General features: G+C 70.5%; 19 protein-coding genes. 14 read left to right on the top strand and 5 right to left on the bottom strand.

Annotated elements, in window-relative coordinates; all coding sequences use genetic code 11:
• Positions 1-349 precede the first annotated feature (349 nt).
• From OHT76_RS33795 to OHT76_RS33815, 5 genes are all read left to right on the top strand, one after another.
• Positions 350-1,240 carry an FAD binding domain-containing protein gene (locus OHT76_RS33795; RefSeq protein WP_328874646.1) on the top strand — a complete coding sequence of 297 codons (891 nt, stop codon included), beginning with the start codon at positions 350-352 and terminating at the stop codon, positions 1,238-1,240.
• The gene (locus OHT76_RS33800; RefSeq protein WP_328874647.1) at positions 1,240-1,821 is read left to right on the top strand and encodes a (2Fe-2S)-binding protein; all 582 of its coding nucleotides are present in this window, start codon (positions 1,240-1,242) and stop codon (positions 1,819-1,821) included. Before OHT76_RS33795 ends, OHT76_RS33800 begins: the two co-directional genes overlap by 1 nt.
• A 2-nt stretch (positions 1,822-1,823) precedes the next feature.
• Entirely contained in the window at positions 1,824-4,220 is a 2,397-nt protein-coding gene (locus OHT76_RS33805; RefSeq protein WP_328874648.1) for a xanthine dehydrogenase family protein molybdopterin-binding subunit, read from the top strand.
• Positions 4,221-4,408: 188 nt separating this feature from the next.
• A complete protein-coding gene (locus OHT76_RS33810) occupies positions 4,409-5,866 on the top strand; it encodes an NCS2 family permease (protein ID WP_328874649.1) in 1,458 nt (485 codons plus the stop codon).
• Between the two features lie 40 nt (positions 5,867-5,906).
• Positions 5,907-7,061 carry an XdhC family protein gene (locus tag OHT76_RS33815; protein ID WP_328874650.1) on the top strand — a complete coding sequence of 385 codons (1,155 nt, stop codon included), beginning with the start codon at positions 5,907-5,909 and terminating at the stop codon, positions 7,059-7,061.
• Here OHT76_RS33815 and OHT76_RS33820 read toward each other — a convergent pair.
• Positions 7,013-8,326 carry a lanthionine synthetase LanC family protein gene (locus tag OHT76_RS33820; protein ID WP_328874651.1) on the bottom strand — a complete coding sequence of 438 codons (1,314 nt, stop codon included), beginning with the start codon at positions 8,324-8,326 and terminating at the stop codon, positions 7,013-7,015. The genes OHT76_RS33815 and OHT76_RS33820 overlap by 49 nt on opposite strands.
• A gap of 13 nt (positions 8,327-8,339) precedes the next feature.
• Positions 8,340-8,780 (bottom strand): SRPBCC family protein, encoded by a 441-nt coding sequence (locus tag OHT76_RS33825; protein WP_328874652.1) that lies wholly within the window; start codon positions 8,778-8,780, stop codon positions 8,340-8,342.
• A 175-nt stretch (positions 8,781-8,955) separates the two neighbouring features.
• On the opposite strand from OHT76_RS33825, the gene OHT76_RS33830 reads away from it, so the two are divergent.
• Together OHT76_RS33830 and OHT76_RS33835 are read left to right on the top strand one after the other, a co-directional pair.
• Entirely contained in the window at positions 8,956-9,966 is a 1,011-nt protein-coding gene (locus OHT76_RS33830) for a DUF2278 family protein (RefSeq protein ID WP_328874653.1), read from the top strand.
• Positions 9,967-10,009: 43 nt separating this feature from the next.
• A complete protein-coding gene (locus OHT76_RS33835; protein WP_443049864.1) occupies positions 10,010-11,269 on the top strand; it encodes a cytochrome P450 in 1,260 nt (419 codons plus the stop codon).
• 10 nt (positions 11,270-11,279) lie between these two features.
• Here the strand turns inward: OHT76_RS33835 and OHT76_RS33840 are convergent, their stop codons facing one another.
• Positions 11,280-12,053 (bottom strand): polysaccharide deacetylase family protein, encoded by a 774-nt coding sequence (locus OHT76_RS33840; protein ID WP_328874654.1) that lies wholly within the window; start codon positions 12,051-12,053, stop codon positions 11,280-11,282.
• A 76-nt stretch (positions 12,054-12,129) separates the two neighbouring features.
• Positions 12,130-14,574, bottom strand: a complete 2,445-nt coding sequence (locus OHT76_RS33845) for an ATP-binding protein (RefSeq protein WP_328874655.1) — start codon at positions 14,572-14,574, stop codon at positions 12,130-12,132.
• A gap of 169 nt (positions 14,575-14,743) precedes the next feature.
• Here OHT76_RS33845 and OHT76_RS33850 point away from each other — a divergent pair, with 169 nt between their 5' ends.
• The 7 genes from OHT76_RS33850 to OHT76_RS33880 all read left to right on the top strand — a co-directional run bounded on the left by OHT76_RS33850 (position 14,744) and on the right by OHT76_RS33880 (position 24,357).
• Positions 14,744-15,223 carry a carboxymuconolactone decarboxylase family protein gene (locus OHT76_RS33850; RefSeq protein WP_328874656.1) on the top strand — a complete coding sequence of 160 codons (480 nt, stop codon included), beginning with the start codon at positions 14,744-14,746 and terminating at the stop codon, positions 15,221-15,223.
• Positions 15,220-15,684 carry an iron chaperone gene (locus tag OHT76_RS33855; protein WP_328874657.1) on the top strand — a complete coding sequence of 155 codons (465 nt, stop codon included), beginning with the start codon at positions 15,220-15,222 and terminating at the stop codon, positions 15,682-15,684. The genes OHT76_RS33850 and OHT76_RS33855 overlap by 4 nt, the downstream gene beginning before the upstream one ends.
• Positions 15,685-15,782: 98 nt before the next feature.
• Entirely contained in the window at positions 15,783-16,949 is a 1,167-nt protein-coding gene (locus tag OHT76_RS33860) for an ROK family transcriptional regulator (protein WP_328874658.1), read from the top strand.
• A 41-nt stretch (positions 16,950-16,990) separates the two neighbouring features.
• The gene (locus tag OHT76_RS33865) at positions 16,991-18,766 is read left to right on the top strand and encodes an alpha-galactosidase D (protein WP_328874659.1); all 1,776 of its coding nucleotides are present in this window, start codon (positions 16,991-16,993) and stop codon (positions 18,764-18,766) included.
• 16 nt (positions 18,767-18,782) lie between these two features.
• Positions 18,783-21,116 (top strand): glycosyl hydrolase family 95 catalytic domain-containing protein, encoded by a 2,334-nt coding sequence (locus tag OHT76_RS33870; RefSeq protein ID WP_328874660.1) that lies wholly within the window; start codon positions 18,783-18,785, stop codon positions 21,114-21,116.
• Positions 21,113-22,273, top strand: coding sequence for an SGNH/GDSL hydrolase family protein (locus OHT76_RS33875; protein WP_443049865.1), 1,161 nt, complete (start codon positions 21,113-21,115; stop codon positions 22,271-22,273). Before OHT76_RS33870 ends, OHT76_RS33875 begins: the two co-directional genes overlap by 4 nt.
• Positions 22,274-22,425: 152 nt before the next feature.
• Positions 22,426-24,357, top strand: a complete 1,932-nt coding sequence (locus OHT76_RS33880; protein WP_328874661.1) for a Stk1 family PASTA domain-containing Ser/Thr kinase — start codon at positions 22,426-22,428, stop codon at positions 24,355-24,357.
• Here OHT76_RS33880 and OHT76_RS33885 read toward each other — a convergent pair.
• A complete protein-coding gene (locus tag OHT76_RS33885) occupies positions 24,350-25,000 on the bottom strand; it encodes a TetR/AcrR family transcriptional regulator (RefSeq protein WP_328874662.1) in 651 nt (216 codons plus the stop codon). The genes OHT76_RS33880 and OHT76_RS33885 overlap by 8 nt on opposite strands.
• Positions 25,001-25,017: the final 17 nt, after the last annotated feature.

Below are 25,017 nucleotides of genomic sequence, written 5' to 3' on the forward strand. Positions count from 1 at the left end.
GGATCTAGGTGGATGGTGGGGTCTCGGGCCCGTCCGGCGGGCCGGTGAGCGACGCTCGCCGTCGCGCGGGTCGCGTTTCGGCTGTGTCCCAGGTCACGTGGTGTGCGTCGCAGGTTTCCACAGGAGAACCAAGAGGTTACTGATGACCTCCGTTCATACGAATCTACAAGATGACCAGCCTGGCCAGCCAACTCCTTCATGGTTTCCGTGACTGACCCCGGTGTAGTAGAGGGCGGTGTACTGACACCACTCCGCGTTAACAGCACGTGAACGAGCCGGGCCCGCCGCACACGGATTGGCTCAATCTGTACGACTTCCAAGAGCACTGAGACGAAGAAGAGAGCCGGTCATGGACTTCCTTCGCCCCGCCAGCTGGGAGGAGGCGCTCGCCGCTAAGGCCGAGCACCCCACCGCTGTGCCGATTGCGGGTGGCACCGATGTGATGGTCGAGATCAACTTCGACCACCGCCGGCCCGAGTACCTCCTCGACCTCAATCGCATCGGCGACCTCTACGAGTGGGAGGTCGGCGAGGAGAGCGTGCGGCTCGGCGCCTCCGTCCCGTACACGCGGATCATGGAGGACCTCCGCGCCGAGCTCCCGGGTCTCGCCCTCGCCTCGCACACCGTCGCCTCCCCGCAGATCCGCAACCGCGGCGGCGTCGGCGGCAACCTCGGCACCGCCTCCCCGGCCGGCGACGCCCACCCCGCCCTGCTGGCGGCCGGCGCCGAGGTCGAGGTCGAGTCGGTGCGCGGCAGCCGCCGTATCGCGATCGACGAGTTCTACACCGGAGTGAAGCGCAACGCGCTGGCGCCGGACGAGCTGATCCGCGCGGTGCACATCCAGAAGGCGGACGGGCCGCAGCAGTACTCGAAGGTGGGTACGCGCAACGCCATGGTCATCGCCGTGTGCGCCTTCGGGCTTGCGCTGCACCCGAAGACCCGGACCGTCCGTACCGGCATCGGCTCGGCCGCGCCCACGCCCGTGCGGGCCAAGGCCGCCGAGGAGTTCCTGAACGCCGCTCTGGAAGAAGGCGGCTTCTGGGACAACGGCAAGATCATCACCCCGTCGGTCGCCAAGCAGTTCGCGGACCTGTGCTCCGCCGCCTGCAACCCGATCGACGACGTCCGGGGCACGGCGAGCTACCGCCGCCACGCGGTCGGCATCATGGCCCGCCGCACGCTGACCTGGACCTGGGAGTCGTACCGCGGCACCGCCGCCCACTCGGAGGGAGTCGCCTGATGCGAGTCAACTTCACTGTCAACGGACGTCCGCAGGAAGCCGACGACGTGTGGGAGGGCGAGTCCCTGCTGTACGTGCTGCGCGAGCGGCTCGGCCTGCCCGGTTCCAAGAACGCCTGCGAGCAGGGCGAGTGCGGGTCCTGCACGGTTCGCCTGGACGGCGTTCCGGTGTGTTCCTGTCTGGTCGCCGCGGGTCAGGTCGAGGGCCGTGAGGTCGTGACCGTCGAGGGGCTCGCCGACTTCGCCAAGCAGCGCGCCGAGGGCGGTTGCGCGACCGGGGCCTGTGGCACCGGGCTCGACGAGGCCAAGGACTGGCAGGCTGAGGGCCAGGACTCGCAGACCGGCGAGGGCACCGAACTCTCCCCCGTGCAGCAGGCGTTCATCGACGCCGGCGCCGTCCAGTGCGGCTTCTGCACCCCGGGTCTGCTGGTCGCCGCCGACGAGATGCTGGAGCGCAACCCCAACCCGAGCGACGCGGACATCCGCGAGGCGCTCTCGGGCAACCTGTGCCGCTGCACCGGCTACGAGAAGATCATGGACGCGGTCCGCCTGGCGGCCGCCCGGCAGGGAGAGGCGGTCTGACGATGCCCACCAACGGCGCTCCCCTTGGTGCTCCCACCAAGGTCACCCAGGGTTCCCCGACCAAGGGCGGCATCGGTGAGTCCACCCTCCGCCCCGACGGCACCCTCAAGGTCACCGGCGAGTTCGCGTACTCGTCCGACATGTGGCACGAGGACATGCTCTGGGGCCAGATCCTCAGATCAACGGTCGCCCACGCCGAGATCGTGTCCATCGACACGAGCCAGGCCCTCGCCATGCCGGGCGTCTACGCCGTCATGACCTACGACGATCTGCCGACCGAGGTGAAGCACTACGGCCTGGAGATCCAGGACACCCCGGTGCTCGCCCACGGCAAGGTACGTCACCACGGCGAGCCGGTGGCGATCGTCGCCGCCGACCACCCGGAGACCGCCCGCCGCGCCGCCGCGAAGATCCACGTCGAGTACCGCGAACTGCCGGTCATCACCGACGAGGCCTCCGCGACCGCGCCCGACGCGATCCTGGTGCACGAGAACCGCGACGACCACCACATCGGCCACGTCCCGCACCCCAACATCGTGCACCGCCAGCCGATCATCCGCGGCAACGCCGAAGAGGCCGCCAAGAAGGCCGATGTCATCGTCAAGGGCGAGTACACCTTCGGCATGCAGGACCAGGCCTTCCTCGGCCCGGAGTCCGGCCTCGCCGTGCCGGAGGAGGACGGCGGCGTCCACCTCTACATCGCCACCCAGTGGCTGCACTCCGACCTCAAGCAGATCGCGCCCGTCCTCGGCCTGCCCGAGAGCAAGGTCCGGATGACGCTGGCCGGTGTCGGCGGTGCGTTCGGCGGCCGCGAGGACCTGTCGATGCAGATCCACGCCTGTCTGCTGGCCATGCGCACCGGCAAGCCCGTCAAGATCGTCTACAACCGCTTCGAGTCCTTCTTCGGACACGTCCACCGCCACCCCGCCAAGCTCTACTACGAGCACGGGGCCACCAAGGACGGCAAGCTCACCCACCTGAAGTGCCGGATCGTTCTGGACGGCGGCGCCTACGCGTCGGCCTCCCCGGCGGTCGTCGGCAACGCCTCCTCGCTGAGCGTGGGGCCGTACATCGTCGACGACGTCGACATCGAGGCCATCGCCCTCTACTCCAACAACCCGCCCTGCGGCGCCATGCGCGGCTTCGGCGCGGTCCAGGCGTGCTTCGCCTACGAGGCGCAGATGGACAAGCTGGCGGCGAAGCTCGGTATGGACCCGGTGGAGTTCCGGCAGCTCAACGCCATGGAGCAGGGCACCATCATGCCGACGGGCCAGCCCGTCGACTCGCCGGCCCCGGTCGCCGAACTCCTGCGCCGCGTCAAGGCGATGCCGCTGCCGCCGGAGCGCGAGTGGGAGAGCTCCGAGGGCGTGGACGTACGGCAGCTGCCCGGCGGTCTGTCCAACACCACGCACGGTGAAGGCGTCGTGCGCGGTGTCGGCTACGCGGTCGGCATCAAGAACGTCGGCTTCTCGGAGGGCTTCGACGACTACTCCACCGCCAAGGTGCGCATGGAGGTCGTGGGCGGCGAGCCCGTCGCGACCGTGCACACCGCGATGGCGGAGGTCGGCCAGGGCGGAGTCACCGTCCACGCGCAGATCGCCCGCACCGAGCTGGGTGTCACCCAGGTGACCATCCACCCCGCCGACACCCAGGTGGGCAGCGCCGGTTCGACCTCCGCGTCGCGTCAGACGTACGTCACCGGCGGCGCCGTCAAGAACTCCTGCGAGCTCGTTCGCGAGAAGGTGCTGGAGATCGGTCGCCGCAAGTTCGGCTCCTACCACCCGGCTTGGGCGACGGCGGAGCTGCTGCTGGAGGGCGGCAAGGTCGTCACCGACGGCGGCGAGGTCCTCGCGGACCTGGTCGACGTACTGGAGGGCGAGTTCGTCGAGGTCGAGGCCGAGTGGCGGCACCGTCCCACCGAGGCCTTCGATCTGCGCACCGGCCAGGGCTTCGGACACGTCCAGTACAGCTTCGCGGCCCACCGCGCGGTCGTCGAGGTCGACACCGAGCTCGGCCTGGTCAAGGTCATCGAACTGGCCTGCGCCCAGGACGTCGGCAAGGCGCTCAACCCGCTCTCCGTCATCGGCCAGATCCAGGGTGGCACCATCCAGGGCATGGGCATCGCGGTGATGGAGGAGATCGTCGTCGACCCCAAGACCGCCAAGGTCAGGAACCCGTCCTTCACGGACTACCTCCTCCCCACGATCCTCGACACGCCGACCATCCCCGTCGACGTGCTCGAACTCGCCGACGACCACGCCCCGTACGGGCTGCGCGGCATCGGCGAGGCACCCACCCTGTCCTCGACTCCGGCCGTCCTCGCGGCGATCCGGAACGCGACCGGGCTGGAGCTCAACAGGACGCCGGTACGGCCGGAACACCTCACCGGTCAGGCGTAGCGAAACACCGCAAGTCTCTCCGGGCGGCGCCGGGAACGTCACACTTCGCCGCGCCGCCCGGAGTACCCACAGTTCGTTCGTCTCGGGCCGTCCCCCGGGTCGTGCGGCCGAAGCACCTTCCCAAATCCCGTAGCCGCGCCCGCGGTTCCCCATACGGGTGCCCCTGTGAACCTTGGGAGTAGGCCCACATGACCCAGCAGTCACTGGAGCCGAAGACCGTTGCCGACGACGCGGGTGAAGGCACCCTCGTCCCGGCCGGACGGTCTTGGCTCGACCGGTACTTTCACATATCCAAGAGAGGCTCCTCGGTCGCGCGCGAGGTGCGCGGCGGCGTCACGACCTTCATGGCGATGGCGTACATCCTTCTGCTCAACCCCCTGATCCTGTCCGGCAAGGACGCGGCGGGGGACACCCTCGCGCAGAAGGCCCTGATCACCGCGACCGCGTTCGCGGCCGCCTTCACCACGCTGCTGATGGGCTTCTTCGGCAAGGTGCCCCTGGCCCTCGCCGCCGGCCTCTCCGTCTCCGGCGTCCTCGCCTCACAGGTCGCCCCGCAGATGACCTGGCCGCAGGCCATGGGCATGTGCGTGATGTACGGCGTGGTCATCATGCTGCTGGTCGTCACCGGCCTGCGTGAGATGATCATGAATGCGATTCCGCTCGCGCTCAAGCACGCGATCACCATGGGCATCGGTCTGTTCGTCGCCCTGATCGGCTTCTACAAGGCCGGCTTCGTCCACCAGGGCGAGGGCACCCCGGTCACCCTCGGCCCGACGGGCGAACTGGCCGGCTGGCCCGTGCTGTTGTTCGCCGTGACCCTGCTGGCCATCTTCATGCTCCAGGCCCGCGGCGTCCCCGGCTCCATCCTGATCGGCATCATCGGCGGCACCGTACTGGCCGTCGCCCTCAACGCCTTCGATGTCATCGACCCCAAGCAGTGGGCGAGCGGCGCTCCCGAACTGCACGGCAGCGCGGTCTCCATGCCGGACTTCTCGATCTTCGGTGACGTCGAGTTCGGCGGCTGGGGCGAGGTCGGCGCGATGACGGTCGGCATGATCGTGTTCACGCTGGTGCTCGCCGGGTTCTTCGACGCGATGGCCACGATCATCGGCGTCGGCACCGAGGCCAAGCTCGCCGACGACAAGGGCCGGATGCCGGGCCTGTCCAAGGCGCTGTTCATTGACGGCGCGGGCGGCGCGATCGGCGGCGTCTCCGGCGCCTCCGGCCAGACCGTCTTCGTCGAATCGGCGACGGGCGTCGGCGAGGGAGCCCGTACCGGGCTGTCCTCGGTCGTCACCGGCCTGTTCTTCGCGGCCTGTCTCTTCTTCACCCCGCTCACGGCGATCGTGCCCGGCGAGGTCGCGGCCGCGGCCCTGGTCGTCATCGGCGCCATGATGATGATGAACGCCCGGCATGTGGACTGGGCCGACCGCGCCACCGCGATCCCGGTCTTCCTGACCGTCGTGATCATGCCGTTCACGTACTCCATCACCGCGGGTGTCGCCGCCGGCGTCATCTCCTACGTCGCCATCAAGACCGCCCAGGGCAAGGTCCGGGAGATCGGGGCGTTCATGTGGGCCCTGACGGTGATCTTCGTGGTGTTCTTCGCCCTCAACCCGATCGAGAGCTGGATGGGCGTGCATTAGCCGCTCGCCCTCCGCACAACCGCCTTAAGGAGACCGAGAGATGCTGGACATCGCCGAGGAACTGCACCGGTGGGTCGAGCAGGAGCGTGACTTCGCCGTGGCGACCGTGGTCGCGGTCGGCGGCAGCGCGCCCCGCCAGCCCGGCGCCGCGCTCGCGGTGGACACCGAGGGCACGGCGATCGGCTCGGTCTCCGGCGGCTGTGTGGAGGGGGCGGTCTACGAGCTGTGCCAACAGGCGTTGGAGGACGGCGAAACCGTCCTGGAGCGCTTCGGCTACAGCGACGAGGACGCCTTCGCGGTCGGACTGACCTGCGGCGGCATCATCGACATCCTGGTCACTCCGGTACGGGCCGCGGATCCGGCCCGCCCGGTGATCACGGCGGCGCTGGCCGTCGCCGCCCGTGGTGAGGCGGCGGCGGTGGCCCGGATCGTGTCGGGACCGGCGGAACTGATGGGGCGGGCGCTGCTCGTCCGGCCCGACAGCGGGTCCTACGACGGCGGCTTCGGCGCACATCCCGAGCTGGACCGCACGGTCGCCGCCGAGGCGGGCGCCTATCTGGACGCCGGCCGCACCGGCACCCTGGAGATCGGAGAGCAGGGCTCTCGCTGCGGAGCACCGCTCACGGTTCTCGTCGAGTCCTCGGTGCCGCCGCCCCGGATGATCGTCTTCGGCGCGATCGACTTCGCGTCGGCGCTGGTGCGCATCGGCAAGTTCCTGGGCTACCGGGTGACGGTGTGCGACGCCCGGCCCGTCTTCGCGACGAAGGCCCGCTTCCCCGAGGCCGACGAGATCGTCGTCGAGTGGCCGCACACCTACCTGGAGCGTACCCAGGTCGACGCCCGCACGGTCCTGTGCGTGCTGACCCACGACGCCAAGTTCGACGTACCCCTGCTCCAGCTCGCCCTACGCCTCCCCGTCGCCTACGTCGGCGCGATGGGATCGCGCCGCACCCACCTGGAGCGCAATGAGCGGCTGCGCGAAGTCGGCGTGACAGAGCTGGAGTTGGCGAGGCTCAGGTCCCCGATCGGGCTCGACCTCGGCGCCCGTACGCCCGAGGAGACCGCCCTGTCGATCGCCGCCGAGATCGTCGCGAACCGCCGTGGCGGCAGCGGGGTCTCACTGACCGGCGCCCATACGCCCATCCATCACGACGCGGCCTCGGCACCGGCCGGCCGGATCGGCTCGGTGGCCTGAGAGTCGGCCCGCCGCACCGCGGGCTGGTCCGGCCAGGCGAACGCGTAGTCCGGGGCGCCGCCCCGGCTCAGCCGTACCCAGCGCAGCAGTTCGCGCGCGATGCCCGCGTTGCCCATCGCCCAGCCCGTCTCCGGTTCCAGCTCGCTCGGGGTCGCCCGGTGCTCCACGTTCGACCAGCGGGCGCCGTCCGCGTCCCGGATCGCGTGCGCGGCGAGGTCCGCGACCAGGACCCGGGCGAAGTCCGGCGAGTCGCCCTGCTCGGCGATCCGGTCGCAGGCCAGCGCCAGCACGCCCGCCGTGCCGCAACAGCGGCCGTTGTTGTCCCAGAAGCCCGGGCTCAGCCGCTCGGGCAGCCCGCTGCGGGTGACGGTGTGCCAGCAGCGGTCGGCCAGGGCCGACCAGACGGAGTCGTCGAGGGCGTCCCGCAGCAGCCGGAACACCTGGGCGTCACCGGCCGGGCCGTGGCACCAGCCGTAGTTGTGGCGCGCGGTCAGCTCACCGCCGTGCCTGGGGTCGGAGTGCGGGACCAGGAAGCCGTCGGGGCCCGCCTCGTCGCGGGAGACGACATCCGCGGCGCCCGCAAGGGCCAGCTCGGTGAGGTCCGCGCGACCCGACGCGACGCCGATCGGCGCCAGCGCGATCACGATGCCGAGGGTGCCGTGCGAGATGTGGTGCATCCGCCCGGGCACACCGGGGCGGTGGGGCCACTGGACACCGGCCGCGGTCCGCTCCGCCGCGTCCAGGTACGGCTCCACGGCCCGTACGGCGAACTCCGTGTCCCCGAGCGCCAGCGCGCCGAGGCCGATCCCGGCGTTGCCGCCCATCAGCTCGAACAGCTCGCCCCAGCGCGTCCCGTCGAAGCGGGACCGCACCAGCGCCATCGCCCGTTCCGCGGCGGCACCGGCGTGGGCGTCGCCCAGCTGGTCGCGGACCGCGTGCAGCGCGAGCGCCATGCCGGTGAGGCCGAAGTACAGGGAGCTGTCCTCCGTCTCCTCGACGGCGGACGCGAGGCCGCGGGCGGCGCGCAGGGCGGTGTCGGCGTACCGGTCGTCGTCGAAGTGGCGCCAGGCCTCCAGCAGCGTCGGCACGATCCCGGCGGTGCCGTTGTAGTACATCGCCTCGGGCGCCGCGTCGGACGGCCGCTCGGGCCAGCCGAGGCCGCCGTCCCCGACGTCCCGCGCCTGGACGAGGAGCCGGCGCAGCGCGTCCGCCGCAAGTTCCTCGACCTCGTCAACCGCCGTGTTCTCGGCGTCCTTTGGGATCATGAGGCTCAGTTTGTCAGGCGGCTCTCAGCAGCCGGTTCACCGCCCGCCCGAACACGAACCGCGCCGCAGTCCGCAGCGGGCCGTCGAAGAACCCCGGCAGCAGCCGCACTCCGAGCTCCTCGCGCCACACGACCCGCGCCCGCCCACCCGGACCCGGACGCACCTCGATCTCCGCCCAGCCCAGCACCATCCGGCCCCGCTTCTCCAGTCGGCACAGACCGGGCGCGTCCTCGGTCGGCGGCCGCCACACGGTCACCTCCATCCGGTCGTCGAAGGAGAGCGGACCGAGGCCCGAACGCGCCACGAAGACCGTGCCCTCCCGGTTCGGCCCGGGTGTCTCCACGGTGACGCGGGTCAGCGGGACCACCTCCCCATGGCGGAGCCACTCGGTGAGGCGGCGCCAGGCCTCGTCCGGGGAGAGCGGCGCCGTGCGTTCGAGCTGAAAGTTGACCACCGCACGATCCTAAGGAATCCGGCCTGGTGGGCGGCGTGCTCGTATACGGCTCACACACACGGACCAACCCGCGGTCGACGCGGAGACGTACAGGTGGCGTGGGCCGGTGCGAAGCCGGTTCCCGGGGTGCGGATGCGCCCTACCCTTCCTGCATAGTCCAGGGGGAGTTGGTCTCATGCCACTGAAGTCCTACGGTGTCCTGATCGCACGGGCCGTCGACACCCGGCGCGAGGGCGCCACCGACACACCGCACTACCAGATCCATCTGACGGACGATCAAGGGACCAATTACCGCGCCGCGGTGAACGTCCTGTCCCAGCAACAGCCCTCTGAGCTGCTGTACTTCGTCGCCGACGACTTCCGCCACCCGGTCACCGACCGGCTCGCGGGACTGCCCGGCGGCTGGAACGTCCTGCCGTCCGGATCCGGCGGGGCGAACCTCGACTTCGTGCGCGGCAACCTCTTCGACCCGGCCGCGATGCGCAAGCTTCCGCCGGACCTCTCGGGGCCCGACAACGACCTCGCCGACCTCCTCGACCACTACGTACGACGCGCGGTCGACGACCCCGAGGCCCGGCTGTACGTCTTCGGCGAGCGCTGGGGTCCCGAAAACGGCGTACGGGACAAGGTGTTCGGCTTCCAGCCGGGCAACGGTGTTCACGACGTGCACATGAACCAGGGCAACAGCCGTCGCTTCCGCGGCGACGACGGAGTCTGGCAGGACGGCGGGATCCTGCTGCACTTCCCCGCTCAGGAGCGCTGGGTCGGGATCTTCCTCGCCTTCCAGAGCCAGTCCTGGCACACCGACGACATCACCGGGCACGCCCTCGACGCCGTGGACGGCACCCGCCCCGAGCCCGGCACCCTTCCGGTCCGGGTCGTCGCGGCCCTGGTCAACCCGCGCGGTCCGGCGCCCGAGGCGGAGACCGTGACCCTGATCAACGCCTCGCCCGAGGCCGTGGACCTGACGGGCTGGACCGTCGGCGGCCGGCAGGGCAAGCGGGCCCCGGTACCGACCGGACCGCTGGCCGCCGGCGCCTGTCTGCTGGTCCCGCTCGGCGAAGGGGCCGAACTCGGCAACAAGGGCGGCGAGATCAACCTCTTCGACCCCAAGGGCCTGAAGGTGCACGGGGTTTCGTACACGGCGCAACAGACGGGGCGGGAGGGCTGGTCGGTGGTCTTCTGACGGCCGGTTGCCGCCTATCAAACCCGCACACCTGTACGGCAGCATGAGCGCGACCGCCACCACCGGGCCGGAGGGCGTTCTCGTGGGCCGTGAACCGTACGGAAGACTGGACGAGTTGCAGCGCGACCCCTATCCGCACTACGCGCGCGCCCGCCACAGCGACGGGCTGACCCATGTCGCCGAACTCGACGCCTGGCTGGTCGCCCGGGACACCGACGTCCGTGAAGTGCTGCGCCGCCCCGAGGACTTCTCCTCGGCCAACGCGCTTCGGCCCGACGTGCTGCCCTCGCCGGCCGCGCTCGCCGTGCTCGGCCGGGGATTCGGCGGACGTCCCGTCGTCGTCACCGCCGACGGGGTGCTCCATCTGCGGCTGCGCACCCCGATCGTGCGGGGCCTGTCCCCGGCCCGGGTCGAGGCCGTGCTGCCGTATGCCGCCGAGCGCGCGGCGGCGCTGGTCGACGCGTTCGTCGAGGACGGCGCAGTGGAGTTCATGGCGGCCTACGCGCGGCGGCTGCCGGGCGAGGTGATGGGCCGGATCGTCGGCCTCGACCCCGCGGACGTGCCCGCCGTGGTGCACGGCGGACACCGCGCCGAGGAGCTGCTGTTCCGGCCGCTGGAGGAGGCCGAGCAGGTCGCGGCGGCCGAGGACGTGGTCGCCATGCAGCACCTCCTGGACCGCTGTGCACGGCAGCGGCACACCGACCCGCGCGAGGACCTGTGCAGCGAGCTCGTCGCGTCCGTGCTGCCGCCCGGGTCGGACGGACCGACCCTGGAGCAGCGCCACGAACTCGTCGCCCACCTGCAGAACCTGCTCCTCGCGGGCCATCTGACGACCACCGCCCTGCTCGGCACCACCGTGCTGCATCTGCTGCGCCACCCGGCCCAGTGGGAGCTGCTGTGCGCCGAGCCCGAGCGCATCCCGGCGGCGGTCGACGAGGCCGCCCGCTACGACAGCGCCCTCCAGGGCTTCCGCCGGGTCACCACCCGTCCGGTCACCCTGGCCGGCACCGAACTCCCCGCCGGGGCCGCGCTGTTCGTCGCCTTCGGCGGCGCCAATCGCGACCCCGAACGCCATCAGCGGCCCGACGCCTTCGACATCACCCGGTCCCCGGGCGGCCATCTCGCCTTCGGGCTCGGTGTGCACGGCTGTCCCGGATCACTGCTCGCGCGCGAGCAACTGCGTCTCACTCTGGAGGAGTTGACCCGCAGGCTGCCGGGCCTGAGGCTGGCGGAGGACGATCCGGTCACCATGCGGCCGACGATGATCCACCGCTCCCCGTACCGCCTCCGCCTCGCCTGGTGATTTCAGGCGCTCAGCGATAGACCTTCCCGGGCTCCGCCTTCCCCGGCGCCAGCAACTGCGGCACGGTCACGAACACATACCCCTGCTTCTTCAGGGCCTTGATGATCCCCGGCACCGCGGGCACCGTGCCCCGGTAGATGTCGTGCAGCAGGATGATCCCGTCCCGGGACGACTGCTCCAGGACCCGCTTCTTGATCAGGGCCGAGTCATTGGTCTTGTAGTCCTTCGCGGTCACGCTCCACAGCACCTCGGCGAGCCCCAGCTCCCGGCAGATCTTGTGCACGGTGTCGTCCGTACGGCCCTGGGGCGGGCGCATCAGCGTCGGGCGGCGCCCGATCAGGCGCTCTATCTCCTCGTTCGGCCGCTCCAGCTCCTCGCGTATCTCCTCCGGTTCGAGCTCGGTGAGGATCTTGTGGTCCCAGGTGTGGCTGGCCACCTCGTGACCCTCGTCGGCCATCTGTCTCACGAGCTCCGGGTATTTCTCTATGTGCCGCTTGCCGAGCAGGAAGAAGGTCGCCGGGACCTGCTCCTCCTTGAGGATGTCCAGCAGTCTCGGTGAGTTCTCGCTGGGTCCGGCATCGAAGGTCAGCGCGATGCACTTGACCTTCTCGCAGTCGACGGTGCCGGCCCGGGCCTGGACGTCGGTGGCGGCGCCGGCGCGGGCGTCGGCCGGTGAGGTGGTGTCGAGACGCGTGCATCCGCTCAGCGCCACGACGGCGGACAACATCGTGGCGGCGAGGAACGCGGCCCCCGTTTTCTTCATCTTCTTGGTCGGAGAAGGCATGCCGGGACTGTACATCGAGTGTATACACGGGGTTTATAGTGGGTCCCGACCAGGTCAACTCACGGGGATAGGGCGCTCAGTAGGCTCCGGGGGCGAGTTCCTGGAGGACCGCACGGCCCGCCGCTCGGTGCTCGGCCGCCCCCGCCGGATCCGTTCCGTCGAGCACGACCGCGATGCCTTCGTGGGCCAGCGCTTCCTCGTAGCGGTTGCCGAGCCGCGGACCCAGCTCCAGGGCCTGCCGGTGCAGTCGTAGGGCCTCGTCGGTGAGTCCGGCGAGCCGGCAGGTCTCGGCGTAGCCGTTGAGGAAATGGATCTTCCAGTGCTCCTCGAACAGCTCGTCGAGGAGTGCGAACGCCGCCCGGTGGCTGGCCAGCGCCTCGTCGTACCGGCCCATCTGGCGCAGTGCGACGCCCAGGCAGTTCAGGCACCAGGCCTGGTTGTGCAGATGCCCGTCCTCGCGGGCCGACTCCAGTGCCTGGCCCAGCTGCCGCGCGGCCTCGTCGGGGGTCTCGCGGGCGAGGGCCACGCCGAGGGTGATCCGGGCGGTCAGTGCGGGCGGCCACGCGGGGTCGGAGTGCGGGACGTCCAGCACCTGACGGGCCAGCCGTGCCGCCTCCTCCCGGTGGCCCAGTTGCAGCAGGGCCCAGGCCTCCGACGCGGCGGCGTGGGCCGAGCCCTCGGGGCAGTCTGCGTTCGCGTAAAGCTTCCCCGCCAGCCGGAAGAGTTCCAGTGGCTCCTCGACCTGCCCGGCGTCCCAGCCGAGATAGCCGCGGCGCAGGGTCAGCTCGGCCTCCAGTCGGGCGTCCCCCGTCTCGGACACCCGGAGTCCGGCCGCCTCGTAGGCCTCGGTGGCCTCCGCCATCCGGCCCGCGTTGTAGCGCGCGAAGCCCAGATCGCTGTACGCCTCGGCCAGCAGCAGCGGATCGCCCAGCCGCTCGGCGGCGGCCAGCGACCGCTCGAAGAGGACGTTGAGATGCGTGGTGCCGCAGCGCCGCGCGAAGTAGGCCCGCAGGAAGCGCGGCAGCTCGCAGACGTGGGCGTCGGCGCCGACGGCGGCGGCCGTCTCGAAGGCGGCGATGAGGTTGCCGTACTCCGAGACGAGCCAGCTCATGGCCGCGTTCTTGTCCGCGAACCGGGGCAGTTCCACCGGGGCCGGTCCCGCCGAGACCGCACGGGCCGGGGACACGAACGGCATCGCGGCGTCGGCGGCGGCCGCCGCGTGGACGTAGTAGTCCAGCACCCGGACCAGGGCCCGCTGCCGCTCGGCCGCCGGGTCCTGCTCCGCCGAGGCCCGGCGGGCGTGGTGGTGCACCAGGTCGTGCAGACGGTAGCCGTCCGGTGTCGGCTGCTGGACGAGGTGCGCGTCGACCAGGTCCTCCAGCATCGCCCGGGCGCCGCGCACCGGAACATCCGCCAGCGCCGCCACCAGGTACTCGTCGAAGGACTCCCCGGGCAGCAGGCCCAGCATCCGGAACAGCCGGGCGTGTTGGCGGTCCAACTGCCGTACCGACATGGCGAATGCCGTGTCGAACTCGTCGGTGCCCTCGGCCAGCCTTTCGACGAGGATGCCCACGGTCCAGCCCGGCCGGTGCCGCAGCCGGGCCCCGGCCAGCCGCAGGGCCAGCGGCAGCCGGCCGCACAGCCGCAGCACCTCGGCGGCGGAGTCCGGATCTCGGGCCAGCCTGCCCTCGGGGCCGCCCGGGTCGCCGCTGGCCAGGGCCAGCAGCTGCGCGCTCTCCTCGGGGCTCAGCACATCGAGCGAGACCGGAGGCACCTCGTCCAGACCGAGCAGCCGGTTCCGGCTGGTGATCAGGGCGACGGACTCACCGGCGCCGGGCAGCAGCGGGCGGACCTGCTCGGCGTCGGCCGCGTTGTCGAGGACGAGGACGACCCGGCGCCCGGCCAGCTCCGAGCGCCAGCAGGCGGCCAGTTGCTCCAGCCCCTCCTGCGGGACCCGCTCCGGGGGGACGTCCAGCGCGCCGAGCAGCATCCGCAGCGCCGAGTCGGGGTCGAGCGGAGGGCGGCCCTCGGTGAAGCCGTGCAGATCCACATAGAGCTGCGCGTCCGGGAAGTCGGCGGCCAGCCGGTGCGCCGCGTGCACCGCCAGGGAGGTCTTGCCGACGCCCGCCATACCGTCGACGGAGACCGCCCGATGGCTGTCGACCGCCGCGTACACGGCGGCCAGCGCCTCCTCGCGGCCGGTGAAGTCGGGCACATCGCGCGGCAGGGTGTTGCGGGGCTCCGGCCGGACCTGGCGACTGCTCTTCGGAGGCGCCGGAAGCGGGTTCGAGATGCGCTCCCACAGCGGACGCAGCGGCCGGGGGTCGCGCTTGACGAGGCGGCACAGGGCGACCACCGCGGGCCACGGCGGCACGGTCTGGCCATTGAGGTAGCGCGACAGTGACGAGGAGCTCAGTCCCGCGTCCCGCGCGAGCGCCCGTACGCCGAGCCCGGAGAGCTCCTGGAGCATGCGCAGCCGGGCCGCCAGCGCCTCCTGCGGATCGTTCTTCGCTGTGTCCATCGGTGTTCCCCCGTCTTTCCGTCCCGCTTGCGGAGAAGTCTTCCCAGCCGGTTCGTCGCAGGTCAAGGCCCATTCCGCTGTCCCACGGTGTCCCACCGCCATGGCCCGGGCGGGCGGGTCGGGCTGTTATGGAGTCACACCACAGGCCCGGAAGAGAAGGGAGAGCGAAGTGCGGTCCCGAATGCGGAACCCCGCCGACGTACTGTCCGGCGCGGCACAGACCCTCCAGGAGCTCCTCAAGACCGCGCACTCCGCGGGCGTGGAGGCGCAGACACTGGAGCTGGTGCACCTGCGGATCAGCCAGATCAACGGGTGCGCCGCCGATGTCGACGGGGGCGCCAGGTCGGCTCGCGAGGCCGGAGTGAGCGACGAACGACTGCTGACCCTCGCCGCCTGGCGGGATACCCCGTACTTCACCCCCGCGCAGCGGGCGGCCCTGGAACTGGCCGAGGCCGCCACGCGGATGGCCGACCGTCCCGACGCCGTCAGTGACGAGGTCTGGGACAGGGCCGCCACCCACTACGACGAGACACAGCTCGCCGCGATCGTCCTGATGACCGGCGTCACCAACCTGTTCAACCGGCTCGGCGCCACGACCCGCCAGAGCTCCACTCCGCAGACGTACACACCCGTGAGGAATCAGCCATGACGAAGACCCAGCAGTCCACGAAGAACACGGCGTCCGAGCAGTGGACGGACGAGGAGCGCGCCGCGATGAAGGAGCGCGCCCAGGAGGTCAAGGCATCCGCCCGCCGGGTATCGAAGGCCGACAAGGCCGCCCAGGACGAGGCCGCCGTGGTCGCGAAGATCGCCGAGATGCAGGACTCGGACCGGATCATGGCCGAGCGCATCCACGCCGTCGTCAGGGCGAGCGCCCCCGAGCTCGCGCCGAAGCTCTGGTACGGCATGCCCGCCTACGCCAAGAACGGCAAGGTCGTCTGCTTCTTCCAGAGCGCGCAGAAGTTCAACGCCCGGTACGCGACCTTCGGCTTCAACGACACCGCCAACCTCGACGAGGGCACCATGTGGCCGACCGCCTTCGCACTGACGCAGCTGACCGCGGCCGACGAGGCACGGATCGGGGAGCTCGTGGCGAAGGCGGTGAGCTGATACGGCAATTCACAGGCTGCGCCGGGAAGTTACCTCAGTTTCAACAGTTCCTGCTTCTTTCATTGACAGCGGAAAATAAGGGCCCTAGGTTCCCGGCCATGCAGTCGACCTCCCCGTCCGAGGCGTTCCCGGCGCAGACGCCGGCCGTCGCGCAGATCTTCACCACGGTGCTCTCGCACGGCCCCCTCACCCGCTCCGAGGTGGCCGAGCGCACCGGCCTGTCCGCCGCTGCGGTGACCAAGGCGGTACGGCCGCTGATCGAGGCCGGCTATCTGGTGGAGGACGCCGACGACACCCGCCGGGCGCTGGGGCGGCCCGCCAACCCGGTGCGGGTCGACGGCGGACGGGCCCTGTTCGTCGGGGTCAAGGCGACCGGGGACGAACTCATCGGCGTCCTCACCGACTTGTGCTGCCGGATCCGCGTGGCCCGGCACCTACCGCTCACGGACCCGGACCCCCGGCCGGTGCTGGCCGCGATCACGGAACTCGTGCAGGAACTGCTCACCGAGGCCGAGGGCTTCGGCGTCCCCGTGCTGGGCCTCGGCCTCGCCGTCTCCGGCGATGTGGACCGCGCCCAGGGGATCGTGCGGTACTCGCCGTTCCTCGGCTGGAGCGAGGTGCCGCTCGCCGAACTCGCGGTCATGACCTGCGGGTTGCCGGTCACCGTGGAGAACGACGTACGCGCCCTGACCGTCGCCGAGCAGTGGTTCGGCGCCGGGGTGGGGCTTTCCGACTTCGCCGTGGTCACCGTCGGCGCGGGCATCGGCTGCGGACTCGTGGTGCACGGCCAGGTGGTGGCCGGAGCGCATGGAGTGGCCGGGGAGATCGGGCATGTCGCCATCGACCCGGCGGGCCCCAAGTGCCGGTGCGGCAACCGGGGTTGTGTGGAGGCCATCGCCGCCGACGCGGCGATCCTCGACCGTATCCGCGAGGCGACGGGACTCGAAGTCGCCGACACCGCCCAGGCCGTGGACCTCGCCCGTCAAGGGCACCCGGGCGCGCGCGAGGTGTACGCCGCGGCCGGAGAGGCGATCGGCCGCGGAATCGCCACCGTGGCCAACCTGTTCGGCCCCCAGCGAGTGATCATCTCCGGCGAGGGCCTCGCCGCCTACGACCTCTTCGCCGAGCAGATCCGCGACACCTTCACCGCGTACGCCTTCGGCTCCGCCGCGCAGTGCGACGTACAGACCCGCCCGCTCCCCTTCGAGGAGTGGGCTCGCGGCGCTGCCGCCACCGCGATCCAGAGCTTCATCCGATCCGACTGAGCAGATCCGACTGAGCAGAACCGACCCTGGAGGTACGGCCCATGCGGTCATCCTCGTACTCCGCCCTGCCCGGACGCCGACTGAGAACCCTCGTCGTCCTCACCCTCACCGCCGCCCTCGCGACGGCCGCCCCCACCGCGCAGGCCGATACCACGGTGGCCAAGCCCTATATGGGCTGGACGAGTTGGAGCATGCAGTCGTCGAAGTATCCGGGCCTCAACCCGAACGGCGACTACAGCTATCTGACCGAGGCGAACATCACCAAGCAGACCGACGCCATGGCCGCCAAGCTGAAGAGCTTCGGCTACGAGTACATCAATATCGACGCCGGCTGGTGGATGGACTGGTCGTGGCAGCCGCAGTACGACGAGCACGGCCGCCAGAAGGCCGACCCGGAGCGCTTCCCGAGCGGGATGAAGGCGGTCGCCGACCGTATCCACGCCAAGGGCCTCAAGGCAGGTATCTACCTCCCGGTCGGCCTGGAGAAGCAGGCCTACGGCGATGGCAAGACTCCGATCTGGAACGCGGAGGGCTGCACCACCGGCGACATCGTCTATGCCGACCTGCGCACCACCAACGGCTGGGACAGCGCGTACAAGATCGACTTCTCGGATCCCTGCGCACAGAAGTACATCGACTCCCAGGCGCAGCTCTTCGCCGACTGGGGCTATGACTTCCTGAAACTCGACGGCGTCGGACCCGGCTCGTTCAAGAGCGGCGACAACTACGACAACGTTGCCGACGTGGCCGCCTGGCAGCAGGCCATCGAGTCCGCCGGCCGTCCGATCCATCTGGAGCTGTCCTGGTCCCTCGACTACGGACATGTCGAGGACTGGAAGAAGTACTCCGACGGCTGGCGCATCGACACCGATGTCGAGTGCTACTGCAACACCTTGGTGACCTGGGAGAACTCGGTCGACGACCGCTGGGACGACACCCCTGCCTGGACCCGGCACGCGGGCGCCGACGGCTGGAACGACCTCGACTCCCTCAATGTCGGCAACGGCGCGATGGACGGTCTGACCAAGGCCGAACGGCAGAGCTACGCCACCCTGTGGGCCATCGCCAAGTCCCCCCTCTACACCGGTGACGACCTCACGAGGCTCGACTCCTACGGCCTCTCCCTGCTGACCAACCGCGAGGTCATCGCCGTCAACCAGGGCAACACCCCGCCCGCCCAGCCGGTCACCGCCTCCGACCCGCAGCAGGTATGGGCCGCGAAGAACCCCAACGGCACTTACACAGTCGCCCTGTTCAACCTCTCCGACGCACCGGCCTCCGTGACCGCGAACTGGTCCACCCTCGGTTTCAAGGGCAAGGCCTCGGTCCGTGACCTGTGGAACAAGGAGAGCCTCGGCCCCCACACGGACAGGATCACGCAGGCCCTGCCCGCCCACGGCTCCCGCCTCTTCACCGTCACCCCACGCGGCACCACCCTCGCCTGGACCGGCTACGAAGCCGAAGCGGGCACCCTGAGCGGCAACGCCTCCGTCGCCGACTGCTCCGCCTGCTCCGACGGCCGCAAGGTCGGCAATCTGTACGACGGAGGCAAGCTCACCGTCAAGGACGTCGTGGTCGCCAAGGCCGGCACCTATCAGATCAAGGTCGCCTACGTCAGCGGTGACGCACGCTCGGTCGCCGTCTCCGCGAACGGCGGTGGTGTCACTTCGCACAAGTTCCCGTCCACGGGTGACTGGTCCACGGTGAACAGCGTCTATGTGCCGGTTTCACTCAAGGCGGGCGCCAACACGATCACCTTCGACAGCGGCTCCGGCGGCTACGCGCCGGACATCGACCGGATCGACGTACAGAAGTAAGGGATGTGGAGCCGCGATGAACCCCCGTCCGAGTGAGCCCAGCAGACGAACCCTGCTCACCCTCACCGCAGCCCTCAGCGCGCTGCCCACCTTCACCGCCACCGCCGCACCGGCCCGCCCCATGGAAACCCCACAGGTCTCCGGTTCCGCCCTGTGGTGGCGGGCCCCCGGAGACGAGGGATCCCTGATCGAACAGGGCCTCCCTCTCGGCAACGGCCGCATAGGCGCCCTGGCCGGCAACGACCCCGGCCGCGAGCTCCTGCTGATCACCGACGCGACGATGTGGACCGGCGGTCTCAACGACACCCTGGACGCGGACGGTCAATTCACCTACGGCCGGGCCGACTTCGGTTCCTTCACGCTGCTTGCCCGGCTCGTCGTCGACATCCCCGACCACGACCTGGGCGCCGTCACCGGTTACCGCCGCACCCTCGACCTCGCCCAGGGCCTGGTCACCAGCTCCTACGTCCGCTCGGGCGTCACCTACCGACGCGAGATGTACGCCAGCCACCCCGACGACGTGATCGTCCTGCACTTCACGCAGAGCGGCGGCGGCCGTTACACGGGCACGATCAGCCTCACCGGCACGCACGGCGAAAGTCCCACTTCAGCCGAGTCGTTCGGCGCGTCACTCGCCAACGGCATCCGCTACGGCGCCGCGATCAAGGCCTACGGCAGCGGCGGCAAGGTCACCGTCAACGGCACCCGGATCGACTTCTCCGGCTGCAGGGACCTGACGGTGCTGGTGAGCGGCGGCACGAACTACGCGCCCGACGCCGCCGCCGACTTCCGTGACCCCTCCCTGAATCCCGAGCAGTTGGCCCGTACGAAGGTCCGCGCCGCTGCCGCCGTATCGGCCGACGCCCTGCGGCGGACGCACATCGGCGATTACCGCTCCCTCTACGGTCAGTTGGACCTCTCGCTGGGCACCTCCACCGCCGCGCAACGGGAACTGGACACCTGGGAGCGCCTCAAGTCACGCGCCCGCGATCCGGAGCCTGACCCCGAACTCGAGGCGGCCTACCTCCAGTTCGGCCGCCATTTGATGATCTCCGGCTCGCGCGACAGTCTGCCGCTGAACCTCCAGGGCCTGTGGTTGGACGGCAACGACCCGGACTGGATGGGCGACTACCACACGGACATCAACCTCCAGATGAACTACTGGATGGCGGACCGGGCGGGCCTGCCCGGGTGCTTCGACGCCTTCACCGACTACTGCCTCGCCCAGCTCCCCTCCTGGACCGAGCTGACCCGACGGCTGTTCAACGACCCGCGCAACCGCTACCGCAACTCCACCGGCAAGATCGCCGGCTGGACCGTCGCGATCTCCACCAACCCCTATGGCGGAGGCGGCTGGTGGTGGCATCCGGCAGGAAACGCCTGGCTGTGCAACAGCCTGTACGAGCACTACGAGTACACCCAGTCACCTGCCTACCTCGCCAAGATCTACCCACTCCTCAAGGGCGCCTGCGAGTTCTGGGAGGCGCGGCTGCTGACCACGACCCTTCCCGGTACGACGAAGGAGGTGCTGATCGCGGACAGCGACTGGTCGCCGGAGCACGGCCCGCTCGACGCCAAGGGAATCACGTACGCCCAGGAGCTGGTGTGGGCGCTGTTCGGCAACTTCGCCGCCGCGGCAGCCGTATTGAAGAGGGACTCCGCCTACGCCGATACCGTCGCGGGCCTCCGTAAGCGCCTCCATCTGCCCCAGGTCAGCCCGAAGACGGGCTGGCTCGAGGAGTGGATGTCGCCCGAGAACCTCGGCGAGACCACCCACCGGCATCTGTCCGGTCTGGTCGGACTGTTCCCCGGCGACCGCATCCGCCCCGACGGCTCCACCCCGAAGGAGATCGTCGAGGGGGCCACCGCCCAGCTCACCGCACGCGGCATGAACAGCTTCGGCTGGGCCAACGCCTGGCGCGGACTGTCCTGGGCCCGGCTCAAGAACGCGGAGAAGGCGTACCAGTTGGTCGTGAACAACCTCCGCCCCTCCACCGGCGGCAGCAACGGCACCGCCTTCAACCTCTTCGACATCTACGAGGTGGAGAAGGGGCGCGGCATCTTCCAGATCGACGCCAACTTCGGTACGCCGGCCGCGATGCTGGAGATGCTTCTGTACTCCCGCCCGGGCCATCTGGAACTCCTCCCCGCACTGCCCGCCGCCTGGGCCGCGTCCGGGCATGTCACCGGCGTCCCCGCGCGCGGCGGCTTCGTCGTGGACCTGAAGTGGCGGGACGGAAAGCCGACTTCGGTGCGGATCCGCAGTGTCGGCGGGCGGACGACGACCGTGGTGTACGGCGGAACATCCCGGACGGTGAGTCTGCGGCCGGGACAGTCGGTGACGCTGTGATCGCCGGAGTCGTCTGCGCGCTGCTTCTGGCGGCTTCGGTCCCCGCCTCCTCCGAGGCGCGTCCGTCCGAGGCCGTCACCTGGGGTGCGAGCGCCGACCGACTGGGGGAGGGGGTCGCCGATCGCGGGTACCGGCTCGTCGTGCACACCAGCGCGGGCGGCACCGATCTGCGGATCAGGCTCTCCAACGCCTTCGGGGACCGGCCGATCACCTTCGACAGCGCCTATGCCGGGATCCGTCGGCAGGGCGCCGAACTGGTCAGCGGCAGCAACAGGCGGCTGACCTTCGCCGGCGCGCGGTCCGTCACGATCCCCGCCGGCGAGACCGTGCTCAGCGACCCGCTCCCCGGGAAGCTGCCCGCCGCGACCGACCTGGTGATCAGCATCCACTCGCCGGACGCGGCCGGCCCGGCGACCGGACACGGGATGGCGATGGCGACGTCGTACCTCACGCAGGGCGACCACACGGCGGAGGAGGGCGCCGCCAACTGGACGGCCACGACGGGCTCGTGGTTCTACCTCGACGCGGTCCAAGTCCGTACCTCCGCCGCCTCCGTCATCGCCCTCGGCGACTCCATCACCGACGGCTGGCAGTCCTCCACCGATCTGAACCGCCGGTGGCCCGACTACCTCGCCCGCCGCCTCCACCAGGCGGACACGGACGTCAAGGGCGTCGCCAACGAGGGCATCTCCGGCAACAAGGTGGTCGCCGACGGCGCCGGACAGAGTGCGCTGAACCGATTGGAGCGCGATGTGCTCTCCCATCCGGGGGTCAGGATCGTGTTCCTCTTCGAGGGCGTCAACGACATCAAGGCCGGAGCAGCCGCCCAGGACCTGATCACCGGGTACCGGGAGATCGTCGGCCGGGGCCACGCGGCCGGGAAATGCGTCGTCGGCGCCACGGTCGGCCCCTTCAAGGGCTGGCCCGAATGGAACCCGGCCGCCGAGACCGTACGACAGGAGGTCAACGCGTTCATCCGGGGCAGCGGCGAGTTCGACGCCGTGGCCGACTTCGACCGAGCGCTGCGCAGCCCCTACGACCCCGAGCGCATGCTCCCCTTCCTCGACAACGGCGACCACATCCACCCCAACGACAAGGGCATGCAGGCCATGGCCGACGCCGTGGATCTGGAGAGTCTGGAGTGTGCCTCGGGCTGAGGGAGGTGCCGCAGTGACCGCCCTCTCATGGACCTCCCTTCATATTTGCCCATCGATGTGCAAGTATCTTTGCTGTGCTCCTGGCCCGGGAAGGCGGCGCGTCATCGCCCCGTGCCCACGGCCCCGAACTCCGATCCTTGTGGAGAAGCGCAGTGAACCTCGGCGGACCAGACGACCTGACCTTCTCCCGGCCGAGCCCCGTGGCCCTCCTCGGCGGCCGGTACGAGCTGCGCCGGCTGCTCGGCTCCGGAGGGATGGCCGAGGTCCACCTCGCGCACGACCTGCGGCTCGACCGCGGCGTCGCCGTGAAGACCTTGCGCACCGACCTCGCCCATGAACCGGGGCTCCAGGAGCGGTTCCGGCGGGAGGCCCAATCCACGGCGACGCTCAACCATCCGGCCATCGCCGCCGTATACGACACGGGCGAACACCTCGCCTACGGGGCCCAGTTGCCGTATCTCGTGATGGAGTACGTCGACGGGACGACCCTGCGCGAGGCCCTGCATTCCGGGCCGCCGTTGACCGTGGACCGCGCCCTGGAGGTGACGGCCGGTGTGCTGCGGGCCCTCGACCACTCCCACCGGCACGGCATCGTGCACCGGGACATCAAGCCGGCCAACGTCATGCTGACCGCCGCCGGTCAGGTCAAGGTCATGGACTTCGGGATCTCCCGGGATGCGCGGGACGTCGGTATGACGCAGACGTCCGTCGTGATCGGGACCGCGCAGTACCTCTCGCCGGAACAGGCGCTGGGGCGGGACGTCGACGCCCGGTCCGACCTGTACTCGGTGGGCTGCCTGCTCTACGAACTGCTCACCTTCCGCACGCCGTTCACCGGCGAGACGCCGATGGCGGTGATGTACCAGCACATCCAGGAGGTGCCGCGCCCGCCGAGCCTGTTCAATCCCGAGGTGGTCCCGCAGGTGGACGGGATCGTGCTGCGCGCCCTGGAGAAGGATCCCGCGTACCGCTGTGCGTCGGCCGGGCACATGCTCGCCGATATCGAGGCGTACCTCGGGGCACCCGTGAGCGAACCCCCGTACGACGATGTCGAAGAGGAGGAGCCGCAGACGAGCGGGCGGCGCGGCGGCGGCGCGCTGCTCGCCGTGGGTGTCGGCGTCGTCGTCCTGGCGCTCGCGCTCGGCTGGTTCATGTTCGGCCGGGGCGCGGCCGACAACGGCAGGGCCGAGGTGCCCGACCTGGTCGGTCAGAGCCTGGAGGACGCCCGACGCAGGGCGGACAACGTCGGCCTCACGGTCACCGTCGACAAGCGGGAACCCTGTGCCGACCAGCCGAAGGGCCACATCTGCGAGCAGAGCCCTGAGGACGGCGAACTCGACAAGGGGGAGGCCGTCTCGGTCACCGTCTCCACGGGCGCGCCGAAGATCGAGGTGCCGGACGTCACGGACAAGGACGAGGGCGACGCCTCCCGGATTCTCGAGGACAAGGGCTTCAAGGTGAAGCTCCGGCGGGTCGAGTCCGAGGCGGACGCGGGCACGGTGCTCAGGCAGAACCCGGACGGCGGCGAGAAGGTGGAGAAGGGCAGCGAGATCACCCTCACGGTCGCCAAGGCGCCGGAGCGGGCCACGGTTCCGGACCTCACCGGCAGCACCGCGAGCGAGGCCCGGGAGCTGCTGACCGAGCAGGGACTGGAGTTGGGGGACACGACCGAGGTCGAGAGCGGCGCCGAGTCGGGGACCGTGGTCGGGCAGAGCGTCACCTCCGGTGAGAAGGTCGAACCGGGCACGGCGGTGGACATCGAGGTCGCCAAGGCGGTCGAGACCGTGCAGATTCCCACCGACATCGTCGGCAGGACGCTCACCGAGGTCCAGGCCGAACTGGGCGCGCTCGGGCTCCAGGTCACGGTCGCCTCCGGCTGCTCCCAGGCATCCGACGCCGTGGTGACATCGAGCACCCCGGCGGCCGGGAGCGAGGTCGCCGAGGGCAGCACGGTGGTCGTCGTCACCGAGGACCCGGCCGACGAGTCGACGGACGAGGAAACTCCCGCCGAGGACACGGCGACGGCGCCGGCGTCGACGGACGGAGTCGAGGTGACGATCGTCCGGCCGGGGCCGCTCAGTTGACGGCGGCGTCGAGGACGTCGAGGTCGGGCAGGTCGAGCGCGCAGATCCGTGCCGCCTCCTCGGCGTCCAGGCCGAAGTGGCGGAGCAGGCCGCGGACGACCAGGTCCGTGGAGGTGGCGTCGTCGCGGTCGGGCTGGGCGTGCAGCAGGGAACCCAGGGCCAGTTGGGCGCCGACGGTCATCGCCAGGGCGAGGTCCAGATCCGCCACCTCGAATCGCCTGGCGTCGGCCGCCGTGCGGATGTCGCGCCGTGCGCGGGGGGCCAGGCCGTGGTCGGAGTGGGCCACCTCGAGGCCGTGGTGCAGCAGGACGCGGCTGAGCTGTGGGTAGCGGCGGTGGAGGCGGCCCGTCATCCGGAAGCTCTGGGCGTAGGCGACCGCCGGGTCGTCGACGTCCTCGGTGAGCCGGTCCATGAGGCCGCCGACCCACTCCAGGGCGTCCTCGACCGCGACCCGGTAGAGGGCCTCCTTGGTGTCGAAGTGGTTGTAGAACGAGCCGACCCCGACATCGGCGAGCTCGGTGATCTCCTGCACCGCCACATCGGTCCGCCCCTCCGCCAGCAGCCGCTGTGCCGCGCACACCAGCGCCGCCCGCGTCCGTGCCCTGCGCTGGTCGGCGCGCCGGGGCGCGGTCCTGTCGGCCATGGAGTCCTCCGTCCACC

This window comes from Streptomyces sp. NBC_00287 (genome assembly GCF_036173105.1).
Lineage (GTDB): Bacteria > Actinomycetota > Actinomycetes > Streptomycetales > Streptomycetaceae > Streptomyces.

Excerpts from the sequence above, each read along its gene's own strand:
- OHT76_RS33810 (WP_328874649.1), top strand. The coding sequence starts at position 4,409 with ATGACCCAGCAGTCACTGGAGCCGAAGACCGTTGCCGACGACGCGGGT.
- OHT76_RS33860 (WP_328874658.1), top strand. The coding sequence starts at position 15,783 with ATGCAGTCGACCTCCCCGTCCGAGGCGTTCCCGGCGCAGACGCCGGCC.
- OHT76_RS33795 (WP_328874646.1), top strand. The coding sequence starts at position 350 with ATGGACTTCCTTCGCCCCGCCAGCTGGGAGGAGGCGCTCGCCGCTAAG.
- OHT76_RS33865 (WP_328874659.1), top strand. The coding sequence starts at position 16,991 with ATGCGGTCATCCTCGTACTCCGCCCTGCCCGGACGCCGACTGAGAACC.
- OHT76_RS33830 (WP_328874653.1), top strand. The coding sequence starts at position 8,956 with ATGCCACTGAAGTCCTACGGTGTCCTGATCGCACGGGCCGTCGACACC.
- OHT76_RS33815 (WP_328874650.1), top strand. The coding sequence starts at position 5,907 with ATGCTGGACATCGCCGAGGAACTGCACCGGTGGGTCGAGCAGGAGCGT.
- OHT76_RS33820 (WP_328874651.1), bottom strand. The coding sequence starts at position 8,326 with ATGATCCCAAAGGACGCCGAGAACACGGCGGTTGACGAGGTCGAGGAA.
- OHT76_RS33835 (WP_443049864.1), top strand. The coding sequence starts at position 10,010 with ATGAGCGCGACCGCCACCACCGGGCCGGAGGGCGTTCTCGTGGGCCGT.
- OHT76_RS33870 (WP_328874660.1), top strand. The coding sequence starts at position 18,783 with ATGAACCCCCGTCCGAGTGAGCCCAGCAGACGAACCCTGCTCACCCTC.
- OHT76_RS33800 (WP_328874647.1), top strand. The coding sequence starts at position 1,240 with ATGCGAGTCAACTTCACTGTCAACGGACGTCCGCAGGAAGCCGACGAC.
- OHT76_RS33840 (WP_328874654.1), bottom strand. The coding sequence starts at position 12,053 with ATGCCTTCTCCGACCAAGAAGATGAAGAAAACGGGGGCCGCGTTCCTC.
- OHT76_RS33805 (WP_328874648.1), top strand. The coding sequence starts at position 1,824 with ATGCCCACCAACGGCGCTCCCCTTGGTGCTCCCACCAAGGTCACCCAG.
- OHT76_RS33855 (WP_328874657.1), top strand. The coding sequence starts at position 15,220 with ATGACGAAGACCCAGCAGTCCACGAAGAACACGGCGTCCGAGCAGTGG.
- OHT76_RS33885 (WP_328874662.1), bottom strand. The coding sequence starts at position 25,000 with ATGGCCGACAGGACCGCGCCCCGGCGCGCCGACCAGCGCAGGGCACGG.
- OHT76_RS33845 (WP_328874655.1), bottom strand. The coding sequence starts at position 14,574 with ATGGACACAGCGAAGAACGATCCGCAGGAGGCGCTGGCGGCCCGGCTG.